Here is a 21934-nt window from a genome sequence, read left to right on the forward strand (position 1 = left end):
CGGCTCTTGAGCCTTTGCGTTGCACTTCGCCGTGTCCGGCCGCCTGAATTCACTGAAGAGAGATCGAGACGTTTTATGGAATGGTTAGCGGATCCCACAGCCTGGTTAGGCCTGTTGACTCTGATCGTGCTGGAACTGGTACTGGGTATCGACAACCTGGTGTTCATCGCAATTCTTGCCGACAAACTGCCGCCGCATCAGCGTGATCGCGCGCGGATCATCGGCCTGTCGCTGGCGTTGATCATGCGCCTGGGCCTGTTGGCGAGCATTTCCTGGCTGGTTACGCTCACGCAGCCGTTGTTCGAGGTGTTCGACAAGAGCTTCTCCGGCCGCGACCTGATCATGCTGTTCGGTGGCGTGTTCCTGTTGTTCAAGGCGACGATGGAGTTGCATGAGCGCCTCGAAGGCCATGTCGGCGAGCGCTCGACCAACACAACCTACGCGCTGTTCTGGCCAATCGTGGCGCAGATTGTAGTGCTCGACGCGGTGTTCTCCCTCGACGCGGTGATTACCGCCGTGGGCATGGTCGATGAACTGGCGGTGATGATGATCGCCGTGATCATTTCCATCGGCCTGATGATCGTTGCCAGCAAGCCGCTGACCCGCTTCGTCAACGCACATCCGACCGTGATCATGCTGTGTCTGGGCTTCCTGATGATGATCGGTTTTGCCCTGACCGCAGAAGGTCTGGGCTTCCATATCCCGAAAGGTTACCTGTACGCCGCCATCGGTTTCTCGATCCTCATCGAAGTCTTCAACCAGATCGCCCGGGCCCGGCGCAAACGTTCGATGCAGGGCGTGCGCCCGATGCGCGAGCGCACAGCCCATGCGGTGATGCGTCTGCTCGGTGGCCGCAAGCTGGCGGCGGAGGAGGTTGGTGAGGAAATCTCCGACCTGCTGGACAACGGTGAAGCGCCGGTGGCCGAGCTGTTCGACCGTCGTGAGCGGGTGATGATCAGCGGTGTGCTGCAACTGGCGGAGCGGCCGATTCGCAACCTGATGACGGTGCGCGCCGACGTTGACCTGATTGATCTTGCCGATGACGCCGAAACCATTCGCACGAAGTTGATGCATTCGTCGTATTCACGCTTGCCGCTGATTCGCGATGGCGCGGTGGACGAGCCGCTTGGCTTCGTACACAAGAAGGAATTGCTCAAGGAGTATCTGGCCGGCAATGAGCCGAACCTGGAGCATCTGGCACGCAAGACCGTCAATCTGCTCGACAGTTATTCGATCCTCAATGCCCTGGAGCAGATGCGCGCGGCATCGACGCACATCGCCTTCGTGGTCAATGAGTTTGGCGATTTCGTCGGTGTATTGACGATGACTGACATCCTCGAATCGATCGCCGGTGAGTTGCCCGATGCCAGTGAAATCGAAGGCCCTGATGTGGTCGAAGAGCGCGGCGGGTTTCTGGTCAGCGGCGCGCTGCCCTTGGCTCGCGTTCGCCAGCGTACCGGCTTCGATGCCGAGCCGACCGAGGATTATCAGACCATGGCCGGGTTGGTCATGAGTCTGCTGGATCGGTTGCCGATGACCGGTGATCGACTGGAATACGAGGGCTGGCAACTGACTGTCAAAGCGGTAGAAGAACGGCGGGTGACGCGGGTGTTGCTGGAGCGTGAGGTGGCTTGAGCATTCGCGGAATGGCGCAGCGGTCGCTGCGCTTGTTACTGATGAAACGTAAAGCGGTCCTTGCCCGTATGCTTTGATGCGTACAACGCCGCATCCGCCTTGATCAGCGCCTGATTCAACGAGTCACCCTCAGCCACCCGGGTAATGCCGATGCTGATGGTGACCGGGTGCTGGGTGGGCTGTTCACGCACTGACTGGCACAGTTGCGTGGCAAGGCTTTCAACATCCTCGCGCCGCACTCCCGCCAGATAGATCGCGAACTCCTCACCGCCCATACGCGCGTAGTCAAACGCAATCATCACTGTCTTGATATCGGCAGCGACGCGAATGAGCACCTCATCACCGATGTCATGCCCGTAGGTGTCGTTGACCTTCTTGAAGTTGTCGATGTCGATCATCATCAGGTAATGATCGCGCTCGCGCGGGCTTGCCAGCAGCCGTCGCCCTGCGTGGGTCATGAACGAGCGTCGGTTGGGAATCTGCGTCAGCGGGTCGTTGTAGGCCTGATCCAGCAGCAGCCGCGACATCAGGTAGTTGTTCAGCTTGGCCTCACGAAATTTCAAAAAGGTGTACACCGTGAGCGCGCAGAGGAACACGCTGTAGCAGGCAGTCAGGACGCCGCGCAGTTCAGTGATTTCGGTAGTGGTGGCGAGAAACGGGTTGAGGATCACCCAGATCACAACTTGTACCGCAAAGAACGCCCAGCGCCGCAGCGGCAGTACCGACACGCTGTACAACATGCTCGCTGCTGCCAGCACCAGCCACAAGCTGTGCGAAGCAGGCGCGAGGCCGTCGACGATCATTCGCACACCGACGGTCAATCCCAGGACCAGCAACAGGGTGAGCACATCGAAATGGCTAGCCCTGCGCGTAAAACCGAGCACCACCGTCAACAGCGCGAAACCAGCGAGAAACGCCATCGAGCGCCACGTGAAGCCTTGGCCGCCGAGAAAACTGACGATCAGATCAAACAGCAGCCACATGAAAATGCTGACCACATAGATCAACAGGCTGAACGGTTTGAGCCGTTCGAACTCGCGCTGGAGAAACTCTTCCCTCAACTTGTTTGACGCGGTTTCCTTCAACGCTTGCGCTTCAATGGTTTCGAACATGCTTATCCCGCTGTCTGCGCCGTTCCTGGCAACCACCCGAACCGGCGGGCGGCGCGCAATGTGTTCGCTCAACAGCAAAGCAGGCAGACAGCGGGTTGTCCAATCCCGGTCGGGTTCAGCGCAGAAGCCGGTGGCGCGAACCAGTGACGGTGCGCAACGACTTGAGTGTTCGCCTCAGCCATGCCAGATCATGGTGAGGTTTGCGTGGCGTTGCGGGAGCCTTTGTCCTGCCGACATGCCGGGCCATATCCCTCGCCAGGGTTTCCTCGGTGCCGATACCTTTGAGCTTTTTCAGCAGCCTGCCGTTTTTATAGAACAGCACTGTTGGCGTGCCCGTGACGTTCGGGTGCTTGGGCGATTGGCTGGTGTTGAGCATATAGATGTTGGCGCGCAGTCGGTAAGGCTCGGCAATCTGCCGAAAGACCGGCCCGGCCCATTCGCAGGCGGGGCAGTGTTCATTGGCGAAATACAGAATGACCGGACGCCAGGTTTTCAGGGCTTTGCGGTAAACCGGGTCCAGCGCGGAAGTTGTGTTTGTGGCGTTCATCGAAGGGTCCTTTTCAACGAGCGGGTAGGCTCCTTGACGTTAAAGGAGCAGGGGCGTCGCGGTCTACTGTCAGAAATTACAGGTGGGGTGCGTCAACACGAGATTAATCGCACAAGAACGCCAGATAGACCTGACAACCAATGCGGGAACCTCACAAGAAACCGCGTGATAACCTCAATGCATTGCGCCGAGCATCACTTGGAGTGCTATTTTGAGCACTAATCAGAGCACTTCAAGAGGCACAGTTCATGACGCACATTGTTCTTTCTCACGTCGTAGCGAGTATTTCCGAATTGAAAAAAAATCCTATGGGTACAGTGGCAGCTGGTGGAGGCCGGTCTGTGGCGATCCTTAATCGAAACGAACCGGCCTTCTACTGTGTTCCTGCCAAGGAATATGAAGCAATGATGGAGCGCCTGGAGGATCTGGAACTGATCGCCCTTTGCAAGGAGCGAGAAAACGATTCGACCATCAAGGTATCCATTGATGACCTATGAACTGGAATTTTCTGAAAAGGCTTGGAAGGAGTGGCGAAAGCTTGGGTCGGAGCTCAGAGAGCAGTTCAAAAATAAACTTGTTGAAAGGCTGGCAAATCCCCACGTTCCGGCGGCTCGTCTGAAAGGATTGTGTAACGCCTATAAAATCAAGCTTCGAAGCGCTGGATATCGGTTGGTCTATCGGGTCAGGGACGAGGTACTGGTCGTTACGGTGATAGCGGTTGGGAAACGGCAGGGTGGTGATGTGTACAGGCAGGCACTCAACCGCTGACACAGGTATTGCTCAACTGTAACCCTGATTCGCACCATCACGACGCCATCTGACCCAAGTTGGGAACGAACCACCCCTTTCATTAGTGATCGCAGGGACCTTTCTGCGTATTGGGTCGGACCGATCAATTGGTCCGCAAGTCCATATCTCCTTGATTAACAAAGCATTCAATACGACTACAGATTTCTCCTGATTCCTGTGGCACACTTTCTGCTGTCTATTCCGTAGTAACAAACCGTGTTCCGGTATAGCGGAATAAACACAATTCTGGAGTGCTTGCCATGCATCGCCGTCCTTCGTTGTTCAAAGCGTGTGTTTTTGTTCTTGCAGCTTCTTCCTCGGTCATGGGCCTGGCCCAGGCTGCCGACAGCAAGCTCGACAGTGTTCTTGCCCGTGGCAAGTTGATCGTGGGCACTGGCAGCACCAATGCGCCGTGGCACTTTCAGGGCGCGGACGGCAAGTTGCAGGGTTTTGATATCGACATCGCCAGGATCGTGGCCAAAGGGCTGTTCAACGACCCGAGCAAGGTCGAGTTCGTGGTGCAGTCGTCCGATGCGCGGATTCCCAATCTGCTCACCGACAAGGTCGACATGAGCTGCCAGTTCATCACCGTCACCGCCAGCCGCGCGCAGCAAGTCGCGTTCACCCTGCCGTACTACCGCGAAGGCGTCGGCCTGCTGTTGCCGAACAACAGCAAGTACAAGGAAATCGAAGACCTGCAGGCGGCGGGCGATGACGTCACCGTTGCGGTGCTGCAGAACGTCTACGCCGAAGAACTGGTGCATCAGGCATTACCCAAAGCCAAGGTCGATCAGTACGACAGCGTTGACCTGATGTACCAGGCGGTGAACTCCGGCCGCGCCGATGCCGCCGCCACCGATCAGTCGTCGGTCAAATACCTGATGGTGCAGAACCCTGGCCGCTACCGCAGCCCGAGCTACGCCTGGAGCCCGCAGACTTACGCTTGCGCCGTCAAACGTGGCGATCAGGACTGGCTGAACTTCGTCAACACCGCGCTGCATGAAGCCATGACCGGGGTTGAGTTCCCGACCTATGCCGCTTCGTTCAAACAATGGTTCGGTGTTGATCTGCCATCTCCAGCCATCGGTTTCCCAGTCGAATTCAAATGATCCCGTGAGAGTGGGGCGATACCGTCGCCCCGCTCAAGGTACCGCTGACCATGAACTATCAGTTGAACTTTGCCGCCGTGTGGCGCGATTTCGACACCTTGCTGGCGGGGCTCGGTCTGGGCTTGCAGCTGGCGCTGGTGTCGATCGCCATCGGCTGCGTGATCGGCCTGCTGATGGCGTTCGCCTTGCTGTCGAAGCATCGCGCCTTGCGGGTGCTGGCCTCGGTGTACGTCACGGTGGTACGCAACACGCCGATTCTGGTGTTGATTCTGTTGATCTACTTTGCACTGCCCAGCCTTGGCATTCGTCTGGACAAGATTCCTTCGTTCATCATCACGCTGTCGCTGTATGCCGGCGCGTACCTGACCGAAGTCTTTCGTGGCGGCTTGCTGAGCATTCCGAAGGGTCAGCGCGAAGCCGGGCTGGCAATCGGTCTCGGTGAATGGCAGGTCAAGGCTTACGTCACCGTGCCAGTGATGCTGCGCAATGTGCTGCCGGCGCTGTCGAACAACTTCATTTCGCTGTTCAAGGACACTTCGCTGGCGGCTGCGATTGCGGTGCCGGAGCTGACCTATTACGCGCGCAAGATCAACGTCGAAAGCTACCGGGTGATCGAAACCTGGCTGGTGACAACGGCGTTATATGTCGCGGCCTGTTACCTCATTGCCATGCTGCTGCGTTACCTCGAGCAGCGTCTGGCGATCCGCCGATAGGAGGCTGCGATGTACGAATCTCCCAGTTGGTTGCATGAATTGTGGGTCGCGCGCGAGCCGTTGTGGCAGGGCTTTCTGACCAGCGTGCAGGTCTCGGCGCTGGCCATTGTGTTGGGCACCATGCTCGGCGTGGTTGCCGGCCTGGTCCTGACTTACGGCAGATTCTGGATGCGCGCGCCGTTTCGGCTGTACGTCGATCTGATTCGCGGCACGCCGGTGTTTGTATTGGTGCTGGCCTGCTTTTATATGGCGCCGGCGCTCGGTTGGCAGATCAGTGCGTTTCAGGCCGGAGCCCTGGGCCTGACACTGTTTTGCGGCTCGCACGTCGCCGAAATCGTTCGTGGTGCGCTGCAAGCCTTGCCGCGCGGGCAGATGGAGGCGGGGAAAGCCATCGGCCTGACGTTCTACCAATCCCTCGGCTACGTACTGTTACCTCAGGCGCTGCGGCAGATCCTGCCAACCTGGGTCAACTCGTCTACCGAAATCGTCAAGGCGTCGACCTTGCTCTCGGTGATCGGCGTCGCCGAATTGCTGCTCAGCACGCAACAGATCATCGCCCGGAACTTCATGACCCTGGAGTTCTACCTGTTCGCCGGTTTTCTGTTCTTCGTCATCAACTACGGCATCGAATTACTCGGCCGGCACATTGAAAAGCGGGTGGCCCTGCCATGACTCAAGCTCAAGTTGCTTCACAGGATCAGGCATTGCTGGACATTCGCGGCCTGCACAAACAGTACGGCGCGGTGCAAGTGCTCAAGGGTGTCGACCTGAGCATGCAGCGCGGCAATGTCGTCACGCTGATCGGCTCCAGCGGTTCGGGCAAAACCACTCTGCTGCGTTGCGTGAACATGCTCGAAGAATTCCAGGGCGGGCAGATCCTGCTCGACGGCGAGTCCATCGGCTACGACGAGGTCAACGGTAAGCGCGTGCGTCACCCGGAAAAGGTCATTGCCCGGCATCGTGCGATGACCGGCATGGCCTTCCAGCAATTCAACTTGTTTCCGCACCTGACCGCGTTGCAGAACGTCACCTTGGGCCTGCTCAAAGTGAAGAAGATGCACAAGGACGAAGCCGTGGTGCTCGCGGAAAAATGGCTGGAGCGCGTTGGCCTGCTGGAGCGGCGCAATCACTTTCCCGGTCAGTTGTCCGGCGGCCAGCAACAACGCGTGGCGATTGCCCGAGCGATTGCGATGAACCCGAGCCTGATGCTCTTCGATGAGGTCACTTCGGCCCTCGACCCGGAACTGGTCGGTGAGGTGCTCAACGTGATCAAAGGGCTGGCCGAGGACGGCATGACCATGTTGCTGGTGACCCACGAAATGCGTTTCGCCTTCGAGGTCTCGGACAAGATCGTTTTCATGAATCAAGGGCGAATCGAAGAGCAGGGGCCTCCCAAGGAACTGTTCGAACGCCCGCAATCGCCGCGTCTGGCGGAATTTCTCAAAAGCACGCGGTTTTGAATCTGTACTTTTGCAATCAGGAGAAACACCCATGAGCATTACGCGTTACGGCACCGGCAGCACCGCCGCCGGCGGCCAGCCTCGTCCATTCGCCCGCGCAGTTGAAGCGGATGGCTGGCTGCATGTGTCCGGCCAGGTTCCGGCGGTGGACGGCGAGATCATCGTTGGTGGCATTGTCGAACAGACCCACCAGACCATGAAGAACCTGATCGCCATTCTCGAAGAGGCTGGTTATGGCCTTGAAGATGTGGTCCGCGCCGGAGTCTGGCTGGACGATCCACGGGATTTCAGCAGTTTCAACAAGGTCTTCGCCGAGTATTTCAAACCCGAACACGCCCCGGCGCGGGCCTGTGTGCAGGCGAGCATGATGGTTGATTGCAAGGTTGAGATTGACTGCATTGCCTACAAGAAGAAGGCCTGATACACGCCGATCGTTCCCACGCTCTGCGTGGGAATGCAGCCCGGGACGCTCTGCGTCCCAAAAGCGGACGCGGAGCGTCCGGTGAGGCATTCCCACGCGGAGCATGGGAACGATCATTGGCTGTAAACTCCCGGCGACTTTGAATGGAAACCACTGACATGACCGAAGACACCATCAAGCGCCGGGCACGCGGTCTGGACCGGGCGTTCGATATCCTCGATTTTCTCAAGGAAATCGGCCAGCCCCTGCGTCCCAACGACATCGCCAATGGCATCGGCAGTCCGAAATCGACGGTCTACGAACTGGTCGCGTCCTTGCTGGAGCGACGGATTCTCGAGCCGGTGGGCAAGGACGGCCACGTCTACCTTGGCCGCCAGTTGTACTTCCTTGGTCAGGCGCATCTGCGCCATTTCGACCTCAGTCGCGAGGCCGATCACGCTTTGCAGGAGATCGTCAGCCAGACCCGCGAAACCGCGCAGATGTGTCTGCTCAACGGGCGCAAATACACGGTGGCGTTGATGAAGGAGGGCGAGCGGCATTTCCGCATCTCATCGGATATCGGCGAAAACGCGCCGATCCCGTGGACGGCTTCCGGGCGTCTGTTGCTCGCGCACTTGAGCGATCAACAGATCATCGACCTGATCGACGAAGACGACTACATCCTGCCCGACGGCGAACGCCTGCCACTGGACCGTTTTCTGGCGGAGATTCGTCAGGCCGGCAGCGATGGCTTCTTCTCCTTCGACAGCGTCGCCGACACCTTCACCCATTGCTTCGCCGCGCCGGTCAAAGACCGGCAGGGCGTGGCCATTTGCACGTTGTGCATCGTCGCCCCGCGCGCCGATGCGAAAAACAATTACGACGACTATCGCCGGGTGCTGATCGAGAGCGCCAACAGCCTCGCCCGGCGGATCAACGAATAACCGTGGCTGCCTGCGGCCGCGTCTGTGAGGATTGGACCATGACCACTGCCATCAACTCTGCCGTAGAAAAAGGCGACGCCGTCATCGGCGCGCAATTGACCCGCGACGTCAGCCTGCCGGCGCTGGTGCTGCACCGCGAGGCGCTGGAGCACAACATTCGCTGGATGCAGAAATTTGTCAGCGACAGCGGCGCCGAACTGGCGCCCCACGGCAAAACCAGCATGACCCCGGCACTGTTCAAACGACAGCTTGACGCCGGCGCTTGGGGAATCACCTCGCCAGCGCCACCCAGGCCCGCGCGGCTTATGCCCACGGCGTGCGCCGGGTGTTGATGGCCAACCAGTTGGTCGGTACGCCGAACATGGCGTTGATTGCCGATCTGCTCGCCGATCCGACGTTCGATTTCCATTGCATGGTCGACCACCCGGACAACGTCGCCGACCTCGGGAGTTACTTCGCTTCGCGGCGAGTGAAGCTCAACGTGATGATCGAATACGGCGTGGTCGGCGGCCGTTGCGGGTGCCGCAGCGAGCAGGAAGTCATCGAGCTGGCCAAGGCCATCGATGCGCAGCCGGCACTGGCCCTGACCGGCATCGAAGGTTACGAAGGCGTGATTCATGGCGATCATGCGGTCAGTGGCATTCGCGAATTCGCCGCGTCGCTGGTTCGCCTCGCGGTGCAGCTACAGGACAGCGGCGCCTTTGCCATCGCCAGACCGATCATCACTGCGTCGGGTTCGGCCTGGTACGACTTGATCGCCGAATCCTTCGAAACCCAGAACGCCGCTGGCCGCTTCCTCAGCGTGTTGCGCCCGGGCAGTTATGTCGCGCACGACCATGGCATCTACAAAGAGGCGCAGTGCTGCGTGCTCGACCGCCGCAGCGACCTGCACGAAGGCCTGCGCCCGGCGCTGGAAGTCTGGGCTCATGTGCAGTCGCTGCCGGAACCGGGTTTTGCGGTGATCGCCCTGGGCAAGCGCGATGTCGCCTTCGATGCCGGTTTGCCGGTGCCGTTGTTGCGCTACAAGGCCGGTGTGGTGCCGGCGGCGGGGGATGATGTCGGCGCGTGCAAGGTCACGGCGGTGATGGATCAGCATGCGTTCATGACCGTAGCGCCGGGTGTAGAACTGCGGGTCGGCGACATCATTTCCTTTGGTACATCGCACCCGTGCCTGACGTTCGATAAATGGCGTGTTGGGTTGCTGGTGGATGAGCAGATGGCGGTCATCGAGACCATGGAGACTTGTTTCTAAGGCTTGAGATTGCGTTGCGGCGGCTATTCGCGAGCAGGCTCGCTCCCACAAGATCAATGCGTTCCATTGTGGGAGCGAGCCTGCTCCAACGCAGCACCACTGAACCACCCGAGATCCCACCCGATGAAAATCCTCAGCAACACCCCACGCATCGCCCTGATTGGCGAATGCATGATCGAACTGCAGCAGCGCGCCGACGGCAGTCTGCAGCAAAGCTTCGGTGGCGATACGTTGAACACGGCGGTGTACCTGTCCCGCGCGATGGGCGACCAGGCGCAAGTCGATTACGTCACCGCGCTGGGCGATGACAGTTTCAGCGACGCCATGTGCCAGATCTGGCGCAGCGAAGGCATCGGCCTCGATCTGGTGCAGCGCTTGCCCGGTCGGCTGCCCGGTCTGTATTGCATCCAGACCGACGCCAACGGCGAGCGGCGCTTCCTGTACTGGCGCAACGAAGCGGCGGTGCGCGATTGCTTCACCACCCCCGCGGCCGAGCCGATCCTCGTGGCGTTGCCGGACTACGACGTGCTGTATTTCAGTGGGATCACCCTCGCCGTACTCGGAATGCAAGGCCGCGCCCGACTGACCAAGACCCTGATAGAAGCCAGGCAGCGCGGCGCACGCATCGTTTTCGACAACAACTACCGCCCACGCTTGTGGGCGTCGGTGGAAGAGGCGCGCGCGGCGTATCGCAGCGTCCTGCCTTATGTCGATCTGGCGTTGCTGACGGTGGATGACGAACAGGCATTGTTCGGGTTTGCCGATTGCGCTGAGGTGTTTGCCACGTACGCACAGATCGGCACGCCGGAAGTGGTGCTCAAGCGCGGTGCCGAGGCGTGTCTGATTCGTTGTCAGGGGGAGGCGTTTGAAGTGCCGGCGCACAAGGTCGACAAGGTTGTCGACACCACGGCGGCGGGGGATTCGTTCAGTGCGGCGTATCTGGCGAGGCGCTTGCTCGGTGGCAGTCCGGCAGAGGCGGCGCAAGCGGGACATGAATTGGCCAGTCGGGTGATACAGGTGCCTGGAGCGCTGATCCCCAGGTAATCAGAGAATGGCCGCTTGCTGCGCAATCGGTTCGCGAGCAGGCTCGCTCCCACAATGAAAACTTGGTCGACATGTGGGAGCGAGCCTGCTCGCGAAGAAGCCCGGCAGCCAGCCGATCAATCCCGATAAAACACCTGCACCAGGTGATAACCAAACTTACTCTTGATCGGCCCATGCACGGTGCGCAGCGGCTTCTTGAAAATCACCGCATCAATCGCGCCGACCATCTGCCCCGGCCGCACTTCGCCCAGGTCGCCGCCGCGTTTGCCGGACGGGCAGGTGGAAAATTTCTTCGCCAGCACATCGAACGCTTCGCCCTTGGTAATGCGCTGTTTGAGTTGTTCGGCCTCTTCGGCGGTTTTCACCAGAATGTGGCGGGCTTGGGCTTTCATCGTGCAATACCTGATAACGGGGTGACAGCGGGGCGCGCGATTATGCCTCAAGTCGCGGGGTCGGGTTGCTCAACTTGCGAATCTTGCTCGCCAGCACTTCAAGGACAAAGGGCTTGGCGACCATGTCCATGCCCTCTTCAAGAAAGCCCTGACGCTCGGCAGCAATCTGCGCGTAACCGGTCATGAACAGCACTTTAAGCCCCGGACGATGTTGGCGAGCAATCTCCGCCAACTGGCGTCCGTTCATGCCCGGCAGCCCGACATCAGTGACTAGCAGATCGACGCGTTGTGCGGATTCGAGCAGGGGCAGGGCGTTCGTGGCGTTTTCCGCTTCGAAGGTGGTGTAGCCCAGTTCCTTGAGCAGATCGAGCACCAGCATGCGCACCGCCGGATCGTCCTCGACCACGATCGCGGTCTCGCCCGAAGATGAAGCGGCAATCGGTTCGGCTTTCTCCACAGACGAGAATTCGGGCGCTGGCTCAAGCAAACGCGGCAAGTACAGACGTACGCAAGTACCTTGCCCCGGCACACTTTCGAGGCTGACATGGCCGCCGGACTGCTGGGCGAAACCATAAATCATTGACAGGCCGAGCCCGGTGCCTTGGCCGATCGGTTTGGTGGTGAAAAACGGGTCGAACGCCTTGGAACGGATTGATGGAGTCATGCCGGTGCCGTTATCGCTGACCGCGAGCATTACGTATTCCCCAGCCTTCACCGGCTCGAGAATGGTGATGTCGCTGCTGTCGAGATACACGTTGGCGGTCTGGATCAGCAACGTGCCGCCTTCGGGCATCGCGTCGCGGGCATTGATCACCAGATTGAGCAGGGCATTTTCCAGCTGGCTGACGTCGGTACTCACCGGCCACAAATCTTCGGGCAGGCGCAGTTGCAGCTCGATCGCATCGCCCTTGGTGCGGCGGATCAGGTCTTCCAGCGAATGCACCAGTTCGTTGACGTGCAGTTGCTTGCGGTCCAGCGACTGGCGCCGCGAGAAGGCCAGCAAGCGATGCGTCAGCGCGGCCGCGCGGTTGGCCGACGACACCGCCGCTTCGGTGAAACGGCCGATCTCGTCGGCGCGACCGTTGGCGATATAGCGCTGCATCAAGTCGAGGCTGCCGATGATACCGGTGAGCATGTTGTTGAAGTCATGGGCGATGCCGCCGGTGAGCTGGCCGACAGCTTCCATCTTCTGCGCGTGGCGCAAGGCGTCTTCGGCGCGCTCGCGTTCGAACATCTCGTTCTGCAAGCGCTCGTTGGCCTGCGCCAGTTGCTCGGTGCGCGCGCTGACCCGCTCTTCGAGGGTCTCGTTGAGATTACGCAGGGCTTCCTCGGTTTTCTTGCGCTCGGTTTCGTCGATGACAAAGATGTAGAAGCCATTCACTGCACCGTCTGCGCCATGTCGCGGCAGATAATTCATGAGGGCATGACGGGTGCTGCCATCGCGGTGCGGCGTGTAGAAACTGAAGGAACAGGAGCGCCCGGCCAGTGCTTCGGCGATGTACGGCGCACGCAGGAAATACGCCTCTTCGCCGATGACTTCGCGGATCGTGCGCCCATACAACTCCTGCGGTGTGAGGCCGTACCAGTCCAGATACGCTGCATTGTTGAGGCGAAAACGTTCTTCGGCGTCGACGTAGCTGATGAGGATCGGCATGGCGTTGATGATCAACTGCAATTCGGTTTGGCTCTGACGCAGCGCCTGTTCCGTATGTTTGCGTTCGGTCAGGTCCAGCGCCGCGCCGAGAAAGCGCATCGGCCGCCCATGATGATCCTTGTAGCAACGCCCGCGCGCGAACACCCAGCGCAGCGTGCCATCGGCCTGCAACAAGCGGTATTCCTCTGCGTACTCGGTGCCATGAGTAATGCAGTACTTGATGCCGCGCGCGACCATGGCGCGGTCTTCGGGGTGCACCCCGTGCATGTATTCGCTGATCGGCAGTTGCCCGGCCCGGGTCGGATCGACGCCATGCAATTCGGCGAAGTGCGCATCGGCGATGAAACGGTCTTCGCCAATGTCCCAATCCCAGGTGCCGACGGCGTCGGTGGCGGCGAGGGCCAGTTGCAGACGCTCCTCGGACTGGCGCTGGGCCTTGAGGCTTTCTTCTGAGCGACGCTGCAATTCCAGGGCAATGCGTCGGCGCTCGTTGGTTTCGATGGCGGTGATCAATATCCCGGCCACCTGTGCGGTTTCATCGCGAATCGGGCTGTAGGTCAGATCCAGCCAGAAATCGGTTTTTTCGCCGTCCCGCTGCACGCTGAACCGCTGTTCGCTGAAGCTGCGCACCTGGCCCTGCAGCACCGCTTGGTAAATCGGCTCGGCAAAATCCCGCACTTCCGGCCAGACCTCATGCGTCGGCTGGCCGAAGGCTTCGGGATGTTTGCTGCCAGCGAGCAGGGCAAAGCCATTGTTGTAGATCTGCGTGAGTTGCGGACCCCATAACAGCAGCATCGGCATCGGCGAATGAATCACGATGTCCACCGCCGTGCGCAGGCTCTGCGGCCAGGTGCCGGCGGCGCCCAGCGGGCTGCGGCTCCAGTCGGTGCGGGCAATCAGGGCCTGAGCGTCATCGGTGGTGGATACAGCATTCATGTTTCAATCCTGAGCGTGGTTCGGTGAGACGGGGTCTATCATTGTTGCAGGAGCCGCGCCAAGCGTCGGCCAAATTTGCTCATTCAATGCTTCGCGGGTGCTTTCAGCCATGGAAATCGATGCACTGTTGTCAATATTGTCGCAAAAAAACGGCTCGGATCTATTCCTCTCTACCGGCGCAGCGCCGAGCGCGCGCATTGATGGCGTGCTGACGGCGCTCAGCGATCAGCCGTTCAAACCCGGCGAAACCGCGGCCATCGCCGCCTCCCTGATGGACGCCGAGCAACGCCGGGAGTTCGACCGGGATCTGGAAATGAACCTGGCAATCTCCCGAACGGGCGTCGGGCGGTTCCGGGTGAACATTTTCAAGCAGCGCAACGACGTTTCGATCGTGATCCGCAACGTCAAGGTCGACATCCCGCGATTCGAAGACCTGAAGCTGCCGCCGGTGCTGCTGGAAACGGTGATGCTCAAACGTGGCCTGATTCTTTTTGTCGGCGCGACCAGTTCAGGCAAGTCGACTTCACTGGCGGCACTCATCGATCACCGTAACCGCCACAGTGCCGGACACATCGTGACGATCGAAGACCCGATCGAATATATCCATCGGCACAAGCGCTCGATCGTCAATCAGCGTGAAGTCGGCGTAGATACCCGAAGCTTTCATGCGGCTTTGAAGAACACTCTGCGCCAGGCTCCGGATGTTGTATTGATTGGTGAGATCCGTGACCGCGAAACCATGGAGCATGCGCTGTCATTCGCTGATACTGGCCATCTTGTGTTGTCGACGCTGCATGCAACCAATGCCAATCAGGCACTGGATCGCATCATCAATATGTTTCCCGAGGAGAAGCGCGAGCAGCTTTTGCAGACATTGGGCAACAACTTGAAAGCCTTTGTCTCGCAGCGCCTGGTGCGTACCGCTGATGGTCAAAGGCGGGCGGCAGTCGAAGTTCTCCTGGGCTCACCGACCATCGCTGATCTGGTCCGACGCGGTCAGTTCGAAGAGCTCAAGCCGATGATGGAAAAGTCAGCCGAACTCGGTATGCAGACATTTGACGCGGCACTGTTTGCGTTGTATGCAGAAGGCGCAATCAGCGAGCAGGAAGCCCTGAAGAATGCCGATTCGGTGAATAACCTCAAGTTGCGAATCAAACTTCAGGGCGATCAAAAAGGGGCAGGCGATTCAACTATAGGAGAATGGGGCTTGATCGACTGACGAGTAGCTTGCAACGATTCAAGTTGCATGTCGCAACACTGCTTTATATTTAATCTATGGATCGCTAGCGTCGAACTGGATAAAACCTCATCAGGCTGAATGGTCAGCCAGTTGGTTTGATGAGGCTTTTAATGATTGACTTGAAGAAAGACAAGAGATTCCGCCCTGCAAAAGTTACTTTGGCAGGCTGGCAATATCAATCCGCAGCAGATGCGATTGAGCGTGAACAGGTATTGATGCACCTTGAGCAAGCGCTGGATGAACATAGCGATGATCAAATAATCAACTGGTATGCGCGAGAAGTAGAACTGCAGCCGGGCTCTTCACTTCACGATATCTATAACCCCGGCAGGCTTCTGCTTGCGGAGTTGCTCGAAACTGGCCCGGTCGTCGGTGCACTTGCCCGCGAAGAGGCGCGCGATCATGACGGACTGATACGAGCATCGGCAGAGGGCAAGATGGAAGTCCGCGCCGAAAGAGGTTGGGTAGATCTGGTCGCGGCGCGTCACTTTGAATTCAGTCAGCCGACACAATCTGCATTGGCGGTAATTTCGGATATAGCAAAAGTAGCCGGCGGTTTTATATGGCCCGACTTGGCTGTAACTCTCGATCAATGGTTCAAGTTTCACGAGATCGACTTGCCTGAAAACAACGCCAAGGTCAGGAATCTGATCGGCCTGTTCAGATTCGCACCTGAAGTCAAAGAGCCGGGAGATTACTGGGAATACTTTCAAAAGACTAATGATGTGTTGGCGGCATTAACCGAAGCGCAGTTCGCGGAAATTCGCAAGGCTACGACGAAGTTGATGCCAAAGCGCAAACTGCTGACGGCTTTATACAATGTGTCCGGCCGCCCCGTTATATCGCCTGAGAATGCAGCGCAGCGAATTGCTGAATGCGTGGAACATCCGATCGCGCTCAGACTGGCTGGAAGTTATCTTGAAGAGCTGGGTTGGTATGGCGTCAATGAGGGGCAGTCGGTCTCCGAAGAGACCCTTCGCCAGTTGTTGATAACCGCGGTGTTGCTCGACCTCGACCCATCCATTGGCAACAACCAATTGATTAACCGCCGTGATCTGTATTCGCCTGCCAACCTTGAACGTCATCCGTCAGAGATTCGCAACGAATACGCCGAATTTGTAAGGAACAAGCGCTGGGTTGATCGGGGCCTGGCGCCCTTGGTCGCGCACCTGCTTCTGGCTCGGAGCGCGCCGGAGTTTCTCGTCAGGGAAGTGCCGGCCACGGTCACGCTCGGCTCGATTGCCTGGATCAACCTTACTCGTGCGGTGGTGCTGGTTGAAGCAGCGAAGGCCGGAGCTTCGCGGGTCATGACCCATGCGCAGATCATTGCCTATGGCGAGCTGGAGGCAGTCAGTGAAGCGCAGAAACATTTGCGGGATCTGGCGATGATCGACCCGGTTGTCGATTGGGCATTGCTGAACCGGATTATTGCCCGGGCTGAACTCGAACAATCAGAAGAGGCCTGTACAAAGCTTGCACTGCAGGCCTTCGAGCAACATTCGGAGCAATTCGCCCAGGTAGCCCGGGCATTCTCAGCACCGTTGCCCAATCGTGCAGAAATAGCCCGGACTCAACTGAAAAAAGCCGCGCCAGGTTGCGCCACCCTCGACGAGAAAGCGCTTTCCGAGCAAGGCGGGCAGCAAATCATGTCGATGGTCGATCTGCATCAATCGGGCGACATGGTGACTGGCCTGTGGGACAGACGCACTGTGCGACTGATCGTCAACGGATTGCCGCAACCGGCCATCAACTACAATCCTTCAGGTGTCAGTCTTTATCAGCGTTATCCGGGGCTGCTAACGCTTGAATCCTGTGAAGAAGAAATGGAGCGCCAACTGGCGGCGCATTTCAAAGAGCTGAACAGCGGGATGCTGACTGCCGTCAAACTGGCGTTGGCGCACATGCCGGAAGCAGATCTGCAGGTGTTCATGAATGCCGACATACATTTTTTCACCGTGCGCGGATCTGCATCCTATGTCACTACGCGTCGAGCCGGCGGCCCTTTGAGTTTGGGGCTCGAACAAGAAACACAACAAAGCAGAGATGCCGCCACAGGACGCTTCGGCATTGTGATGTATGCGTCCCATGAAAACGCTGAGCTCTGTTATGAGTTATTCACCTCGCGTGCGGAAACCCGAAAAAATGACGCCCTGGGAGCTCTCATCAAACGCGAGCGCAAGCTCCTGCAGCGCTCGCGGATGAGTGCCAGCGCCAACATGACGCTGCCCCTGAGTCGCACCGCAACTCAAAGCCTGCCGTTGAACATCAAACGCTATACCCACGCAGCAGCCGAAGACACTTTGGCTACCAGCAGCATGGCGATCATCGATTACTTCGGTGAACTAGAAGCGCCGATGCATTTTTCGGCACCGAAGCCCGGCTTCTACCAGAAATTCAATGATCCGGCGATCGCGCGCATCGCAGGGTTTCTGGTGCATAACCGTCCGTTCCTGAAAAGCAGCGAACTAACAGAACTCGTGCGCATACCGACTGCACTCGAACTTTCCAAAGACGAGGGCGAGCGACTGTTGACGTACTTCATCGACCTGCTCGTACCGTTCAAGAAATGCATCGAGGACATTGTCTCGGGCGACCACAACAAAATGGTCGACGGGTTTTACGGTTGTCTGATGGATGGCATCGGGCTGGTGGGAACGGTCGCTGGCGCCAGCTCGAAAGTGCTGAGTATTTCCGCCAATGCCATTTCCACTACTGCCAGGGCCGCGCGCTTCACCCGCTTGGCGCTGACTTCGGCCATCTCGCTTTTCAATCCCTTCGACGGCGTGCCCTCTGGCCTGCAGAGTGGCGGGAGACTGGTACACAAGGGTTTGTTGCGTTTTAACAAAAACAGCCACGATCTGATTGCCAAGGCGAATAGCCAGTTGCACAGATTCACTGGTCGCCGGCAATCCTATGATCTGCTCGACGCTTCCAGTTCTGCACAACTGGGGATGGGTAGTTGGCGACCTCGCGGGGTCGCTGGCGACGCCATCAATGTATTGGCAGCCCGCACTGGCGACAAATGGTATGCATTGAATCGTCGTGGCAATCTCTGGGGCAAAGCACTGGACAATTTCGCCTTTCACGCGCCGGTGCAACTGCCGTACTCACCGCGAACATTGCCGACGAGCTATACACGCCAGTTCATCGAACACAGTCTGCCCCGTGCGCGGACGAAGATCGACAATGCCATCGAGGTGTTCCAGCGACATGACTTCAAGCGCGATCGCGAGTCGCTGATGAAGATTGTGTTCGGCAGTCCCTCAGAGGTTTCCACTGATCGCCTGGTCAACTATCTGCGTTTGATCCGCTTCGACTTTGCGGGTTTTTCGATGAGTAACATGATTCTGGATGGCCTGAAAATCAACGATACGCTCGCCTCGTTCGATGCCGACAACTACCAGCGCTGGAAAGATGCCGATGCGGGCGACAAGTCTGAAATCGCCTTCGTCGAAATCTACACGCGAAACCTCAACAGACATTTCGTCAGCATGGGGTTCAACCACGACGTGATAGCCGACGACCTGATTCATGAGCTGTTCCACGCCAGTGCGCAAACCGATGATGTCGGCTATGCCAGCGATGCCGTGCACGCCAGTGATAGCGGGCAGCGGCTGGACGTGAGCGAACTGCTCAATCTGGGCGCCGGTTGCTTGGCGCAATCGGAGGCTGGCACTGACTGTCATGCGCCGTCCAGGGCCTTTGAAAACGCTGATTCGCTCGCGCTGGCTACTTCGTTGTTGAGTCAATTGGCCACCGACAAAGCCACTTTCGATGAAAACATGGCGGTACTTCGCGGCGCACTGGAGGCCAGTGCTGGCAAAGCCATTGGCGAGCCGGTTGTCATCACTTTGAACAAACCTCGCTGACCCCAGGCACCGGCATCACCCTGTCAGGTGAAAACGCCAGTGCCTGCGTCATCCGGCCAGTTCGCGCCGATCCCGAAACTGCTCCAGCGCGTCGGGATTGGCCAGTGCATCGGTGTTTTTTACCGGCCTTCCATGCACGACATCGCGCACCGCCAGCTCCACGACTTTGCCGCTGATGGTGCGCGGTATGTCCGTCACGGCAACGATCCGCGCCGGGACATGCCTCGGCGTGGTATTGGCGCGGATGACATCGCGGATGCGCTGCTCAAGCCTTTGATCGAGTTCGACGTTGTCGCGCAAACGCACGAACAGCACGACCCGCACATCATCCTGCCATAGCTGACCGATGGCGACGCTGTCCAGCACCTCGGTGATTTTCTCGACCTGACGATAGATTTCCGCCGTGCCGATGCGCACGCCGCCCGGGTTCAGTACCGCATCCGAGCGGCCATGGATCATCATCGCGCCGTGGGGCAACTGTTCGGCGTAATCACCTTGTGCCCAGACGCCGGGGAACAGGCTGAAGTAGGACTGGCGGAGTTTTGAGCCGTCGGGATCATTCCACAAGCCGATCGGCATCGCCGGGAAATGCCGTATGCAGACCAGTTCACCTTTCTCACCGAACACCGGCTGGCCAGCGTCGTTCCAGACCTCAACGGCCATGCCCAGGCTCTTGCCCATGATTTCTCCGCGACGTACCGCTGACAGCGGGTTGCCATTGACGAAGCACGAGACGATGTCGGTACCACCGGACATTGAAGCCAGGCACACATCGGTTTTGAAGTCGCGGTAAACAAAATCGTAGCTTTGCGGTGACAAAGCAGAGCCTGTGCACAGCAGGGTTTTCAAACTGCCCAGTTCATGGCTTTCTCGGGGCTTGGTGCCGTTGCTTTCCAGAGTCGCGAGGAACTTGGGGCTGGTGCCAAACACGCTGATGCGCTCGTCGTCGATCAGGTCTAGCAAGCGCTGGTGATCCGGATGAAACGGCGAGCCGTCGTAGAGCACCACGGCGCTGCCCACTGCGAGCGCCGAAACCAGCCAGTTCCACATCATCCAGCCGCAGGTCGTGTAGTAGAACAAGCGGTCGCCGGGACCGAGGTCACAGTGCAATCCGTGCTCTTTGACGTGTTGCAGCAGCACACCGCCGGTGCTGTGGACGATGCATTTCGGCACGCCAGTGGTGCCGCTGGAGTACAGCACGTAGAGCGGATGATTGAACGGCACCGGGGTGAAATCCGGTTCGCCGCCGGGTTGATAAAATTCCTCCCAGAAGGAGACATCGGCTAAGGTTTGGTAATCCTCGATGCGCGCTTGCGGGCGAGCGTACGGGACGATGATCAACTGCTGCAGCGACGGCAGCTGTATCAGGATTTCGTTGAGCTTGGATGTCTGATCCAGGGTTTTTCCGGCGTATTGATAACCGGCACAGGTGAGCAGCACCTTCGGTTCGATCTGGCCAAAGCGATCGATCACGCCCTGAGTGCCGAAGTCCGGCGACGAGCAGGACCAGATCGCGCCGAGGCTGGTGGTGGCCAACATCGCCACCAGAGTTTGCCAGGTGTTGGGCATGCACGCGGCTACGCGATCACCCCGGCCAACGCCCGCCGCGCGCAGGCTCGCCTGAAAACCGGCGACGTGTTCGGCCAGTTCGGCCCAAGTCAATTGTTCGCGCTGGCCGTTTTCCGCCACAGCAACCACCGCCACGGCATCGTCGCGGCGGCGCAGCAGGTGTTCGGCGAAGTTCAGCGTCGCCCCCGGAAACCACTCGGCGCTGGGCATTTCTGCACCTTCACGCAAAACGGCGTCAGGCTGAGTATGAAAGCGGATGTCGAAGAAATCGACGATCGCCTGCCAGAACGCCGGGCGCTGATCGATGCTCCATTGGTGCAGGGCAGGGTAGCCGTCGAGCTCAAGCGAATGCCGCTGATTGATTTCGCGCCGGAAAATGTCCATCCGCGAACGGTCGATACGCTGGGCGTCGGGTTGCCAGAGGATGTCGGACATGGGTTTGCCTCTTCTTATCTGATTCGCGAGCTGGCTCGCTCCCACAATGGCCAGGTGTTTATTGCGCCAGCCAGCCACCATCAATATTCCACGCCGCGCCGCGCACCTGGCTGCCGGCTTCACTGCACAAGAACAACACCAGCTCACCCAGATGCTGCGGTGTAACGAACTCCAGCGACGGCTGTTTTTCCGCCAGCAGATCATGCTGCGCCTGCTGCGGATCGACACCCTTGGCCGCGCGATCATCGATCTGCTTCTGCACCAGCGGCGTCAGCACCCAACCCGGACAGATCGCATTGCAGGTGACATTGCTGGTCGCGGTTTCCAGCCCGACTACTTTGGTCAGGCCGATCACGCCATGCTTGGCGGCAACGTACGCGGCTTTGCCGGTGGAGCCGACCTGGCCGTGCACCGAGGCGATATTGATGATGCGCCCCCAGTTCTTGCTGCGCATGCCCGGCAGGCTCAACCGCGTGCTGTGGAATACCGATGACAGGTTGATCGCGATGATCGAATCCCAGCGCTCAACAGGAAACTCTTCTACGGCCGCAACGTGCTGAATGCCGGCGTTGTTGACCAGAATGTCGACGCCGCCAAACTCGCGCTCGGCGTAGGCGACCATGTCGGCAATCTGTGCCGGGTCGCTGACATCGGCGGGATGATGGCCGACCTTGCCGCCGTACTGAGCGACGTCGGCGATCACCTTCGAGGCATCGCCGAAGCCATTGAGAATCAGGTTGGCGCCCGCTTTCGCGAGAGTCAGCGCGATGCCCAGGCCGATGCCGCTGGTGGAGCCGGTTACCAAGGCTGTCTTGCCGGAAAGAGTGGTCATGA

Annotated in this window: 18 protein-coding genes and 1 pseudogene; 13 read left to right on the forward strand and 6 right to left on the reverse strand. The window is 58.9% G+C overall.

Translation table 11 applies throughout. The features are described from left to right. Nucleotides 1–75: 75 nt before the first annotated feature. Entirely contained in the window at nucleotides 76–1635 is a 1560-nt protein-coding gene (locus OC605_RS15765; protein WP_016774490.1) for a TerC family protein, read from the forward strand. Nucleotides 1636–1670: 35 nt separating this feature from the next. Here the strand turns inward: OC605_RS15765 and OC605_RS15770 are convergent, their stop codons facing one another. Together OC605_RS15770 and OC605_RS15775 are read right to left on the reverse strand one after the other, a co-directional pair. Next, nucleotides 1671–2747, reverse strand: a complete 1077-nt coding sequence (locus OC605_RS15770) for a sensor domain-containing diguanylate cyclase (RefSeq protein ID WP_262138051.1) — start codon at nucleotides 2745–2747, stop codon at nucleotides 1671–1673. A 115-nt stretch (nucleotides 2748–2862) separates the two neighbouring features. After that, on the reverse strand, nucleotides 2863–3294 hold the full coding sequence (locus OC605_RS15775) for a thioredoxin family protein (RefSeq protein ID WP_071172255.1): 432 nt from the start codon (nucleotides 3292–3294) through the stop codon (nucleotides 2863–2865). A 248-nt stretch (nucleotides 3295–3542) separates the two neighbouring features. Between OC605_RS15775 and OC605_RS15780 the strand changes: the two genes are divergently transcribed. The 10 genes and pseudogenes from OC605_RS15780 (at nucleotide 3543) to OC605_RS15825 (ending at nucleotide 11005) form a co-directional block, all read left to right on the forward strand. Next, the gene (locus OC605_RS15780) at nucleotides 3543–3791 is read left to right on the forward strand and encodes a type II toxin-antitoxin system Phd/YefM family antitoxin (RefSeq protein ID WP_262138052.1); all 249 of its coding nucleotides are present in this window, start codon (nucleotides 3543–3545) and stop codon (nucleotides 3789–3791) included. Then, the gene (locus OC605_RS15785; RefSeq protein ID WP_197890164.1) at nucleotides 3781–4062 is read left to right on the forward strand and encodes a type II toxin-antitoxin system RelE family toxin; all 282 of its coding nucleotides are present in this window, start codon (nucleotides 3781–3783) and stop codon (nucleotides 4060–4062) included. Before OC605_RS15780 ends, OC605_RS15785 begins: the two co-directional genes overlap by 11 nt. Nucleotides 4063–4343: 281 nt before the next feature. After that, nucleotides 4344–5192, forward strand: coding sequence for a transporter substrate-binding domain-containing protein (locus OC605_RS15790; RefSeq protein ID WP_016774493.1), 849 nt, complete (start codon nucleotides 4344–4346; stop codon nucleotides 5190–5192). Nucleotides 5193–5242: 50 nt separating this feature from the next. Further along, complete coding sequence (locus OC605_RS15795) at nucleotides 5243–5905, forward strand: amino acid ABC transporter permease (RefSeq protein ID WP_024012746.1); 663 nt, start codon at nucleotides 5243–5245, stop codon at nucleotides 5903–5905. A 9-nt stretch (nucleotides 5906–5914) separates the two neighbouring features. Continuing rightward, nucleotides 5915–6577 (forward strand): amino acid ABC transporter permease, encoded by a 663-nt coding sequence (locus OC605_RS15800; protein WP_016774495.1) that lies wholly within the window; start codon nucleotides 5915–5917, stop codon nucleotides 6575–6577. Then, nucleotides 6574–7365 (forward strand): amino acid ABC transporter ATP-binding protein, encoded by a 792-nt coding sequence (locus OC605_RS15805; RefSeq protein ID WP_262138059.1) that lies wholly within the window; start codon nucleotides 6574–6576, stop codon nucleotides 7363–7365. Before OC605_RS15800 ends, OC605_RS15805 begins: the two co-directional genes overlap by 4 nt. A 31-nt stretch (nucleotides 7366–7396) precedes the next feature. Then, complete coding sequence (locus tag OC605_RS15810; protein WP_016774497.1) at nucleotides 7397–7786, forward strand: RidA family protein; 390 nt, start codon at nucleotides 7397–7399, stop codon at nucleotides 7784–7786. Between the two features lie 158 nt (nucleotides 7787–7944). Further along, nucleotides 7945–8709, forward strand: a complete 765-nt coding sequence (locus tag OC605_RS15815) for an IclR family transcriptional regulator (RefSeq protein WP_130901692.1) — start codon at nucleotides 7945–7947, stop codon at nucleotides 8707–8709. 38 nt (nucleotides 8710–8747) lie between these two features. Beyond that, nucleotides 8748–9961, forward strand: a pseudogene (locus OC605_RS15820) (amino acid deaminase). Between the two features lie 123 nt (nucleotides 9962–10084). Beyond that, nucleotides 10085–11005, forward strand: a complete 921-nt coding sequence (locus OC605_RS15825; protein WP_262138061.1) for a sugar kinase — start codon at nucleotides 10085–10087, stop codon at nucleotides 11003–11005. Nucleotides 11006–11121: 116 nt separating this feature from the next. Here the strand turns inward: OC605_RS15825 and OC605_RS15830 are convergent, their stop codons facing one another. Further along, nucleotides 11122–11397 carry a peptidylprolyl isomerase gene (locus tag OC605_RS15830; protein ID WP_262138062.1) on the reverse strand — a complete coding sequence of 92 codons (276 nt, stop codon included), beginning with the start codon at nucleotides 11395–11397 and terminating at the stop codon, nucleotides 11122–11124. 40 nt (nucleotides 11398–11437) lie between these two features. Then, complete coding sequence (locus OC605_RS15835; RefSeq protein WP_186567155.1) at nucleotides 11438–13987, reverse strand: PAS domain-containing protein; 2550 nt, start codon at nucleotides 13985–13987, stop codon at nucleotides 11438–11440. Between the two features lie 109 nt (nucleotides 13988–14096). Between OC605_RS15835 and OC605_RS15840 the strand changes: the two genes are divergently transcribed. Then, the gene (locus tag OC605_RS15840; protein ID WP_262138065.1) at nucleotides 14097–15206 is read left to right on the forward strand and encodes a PilT/PilU family type 4a pilus ATPase; all 1110 of its coding nucleotides are present in this window, start codon (nucleotides 14097–14099) and stop codon (nucleotides 15204–15206) included. A gap of 131 nt (nucleotides 15207–15337) precedes the next feature. Continuing rightward, nucleotides 15338–19096 (forward strand): hypothetical protein, encoded by a 3759-nt coding sequence (locus OC605_RS15845; RefSeq protein ID WP_262138066.1) that lies wholly within the window; start codon nucleotides 15338–15340, stop codon nucleotides 19094–19096. A gap of 48 nt (nucleotides 19097–19144) precedes the next feature. On the opposite strand, the gene OC605_RS15850 is transcribed toward OC605_RS15845, so the two are convergent. Next, nucleotides 19145–21100: an acetoacetate--CoA ligase gene (locus OC605_RS15850; RefSeq protein ID WP_262138068.1), complete on the reverse strand. Its 1956-nt coding sequence runs from the start codon at nucleotides 21098–21100 to the stop codon at nucleotides 19145–19147. A gap of 58 nt (nucleotides 21101–21158) precedes the next feature. Then, nucleotides 21159–21932, reverse strand: coding sequence for a 3-hydroxybutyrate dehydrogenase (hbdH, locus tag OC605_RS15855; protein ID WP_262138069.1), 774 nt, complete (start codon nucleotides 21930–21932; stop codon nucleotides 21159–21161). Nucleotides 21933–21934: the final 2 nt, after the last annotated feature.

Origin of the sequence: Pseudomonas sp. Marseille-Q5117, assembly GCF_946901175.1 — a bacterium.
GTDB lineage: Bacteria > Pseudomonadota > Gammaproteobacteria > Pseudomonadales > Pseudomonadaceae > Aquipseudomonas > Aquipseudomonas iranensis.

Bases quoted from the DNA above. Each gene is read 5' to 3' on its own strand.
- OC605_RS15765 (WP_016774490.1), top strand. From the start codon at position 76: ATGGAATGGTTAGCGGATCCCACAGCCTGGTTAGGCCTGTTGACTCTG.
- OC605_RS15770 (WP_262138051.1), bottom strand. From the start codon at position 2,747: ATGTTCGAAACCATTGAAGCGCAAGCGTTGAAGGAAACCGCGTCAAAC.
- OC605_RS15775 (WP_071172255.1), bottom strand. From the start codon at position 3,294: ATGAACGCCACAAACACAACTTCCGCGCTGGACCCGGTTTACCGCAAA.
- OC605_RS15780 (WP_262138052.1), top strand. From the start codon at position 3,543: ATGACGCACATTGTTCTTTCTCACGTCGTAGCGAGTATTTCCGAATTG.
- OC605_RS15785 (WP_197890164.1), top strand. From the start codon at position 3,781: ATGACCTATGAACTGGAATTTTCTGAAAAGGCTTGGAAGGAGTGGCGA.
- OC605_RS15790 (WP_016774493.1), top strand. From the start codon at position 4,344: ATGCATCGCCGTCCTTCGTTGTTCAAAGCGTGTGTTTTTGTTCTTGCA.
- OC605_RS15795 (WP_024012746.1), top strand. From the start codon at position 5,243: ATGAACTATCAGTTGAACTTTGCCGCCGTGTGGCGCGATTTCGACACC.
- OC605_RS15800 (WP_016774495.1), top strand. From the start codon at position 5,915: ATGTACGAATCTCCCAGTTGGTTGCATGAATTGTGGGTCGCGCGCGAG.
- OC605_RS15805 (WP_262138059.1), top strand. From the start codon at position 6,574: ATGACTCAAGCTCAAGTTGCTTCACAGGATCAGGCATTGCTGGACATT.
- OC605_RS15810 (WP_016774497.1), top strand. From the start codon at position 7,397: ATGAGCATTACGCGTTACGGCACCGGCAGCACCGCCGCCGGCGGCCAG.
- OC605_RS15815 (WP_130901692.1), top strand. From the start codon at position 7,945: ATGACCGAAGACACCATCAAGCGCCGGGCACGCGGTCTGGACCGGGCG.
- OC605_RS15825 (WP_262138061.1), top strand. From the start codon at position 10,085: ATGAAAATCCTCAGCAACACCCCACGCATCGCCCTGATTGGCGAATGC.
- OC605_RS15830 (WP_262138062.1), bottom strand. From the start codon at position 11,397: ATGAAAGCCCAAGCCCGCCACATTCTGGTGAAAACCGCCGAAGAGGCC.
- OC605_RS15835 (WP_186567155.1), bottom strand. From the start codon at position 13,987: ATGAATGCTGTATCCACCACCGATGACGCTCAGGCCCTGATTGCCCGC.
- OC605_RS15840 (WP_262138065.1), top strand. From the start codon at position 14,097: ATGGAAATCGATGCACTGTTGTCAATATTGTCGCAAAAAAACGGCTCG.
- OC605_RS15845 (WP_262138066.1), top strand. From the start codon at position 15,338: ATGATTGACTTGAAGAAAGACAAGAGATTCCGCCCTGCAAAAGTTACT.
- OC605_RS15850 (WP_262138068.1), bottom strand. From the start codon at position 21,100: ATGTCCGACATCCTCTGGCAACCCGACGCCCAGCGTATCGACCGTTCG.
- hbdH (WP_262138069.1), bottom strand. From the start codon at position 21,932: ATGACCACTCTTTCCGGCAAGACAGCCTTGGTAACCGGCTCCACCAGC.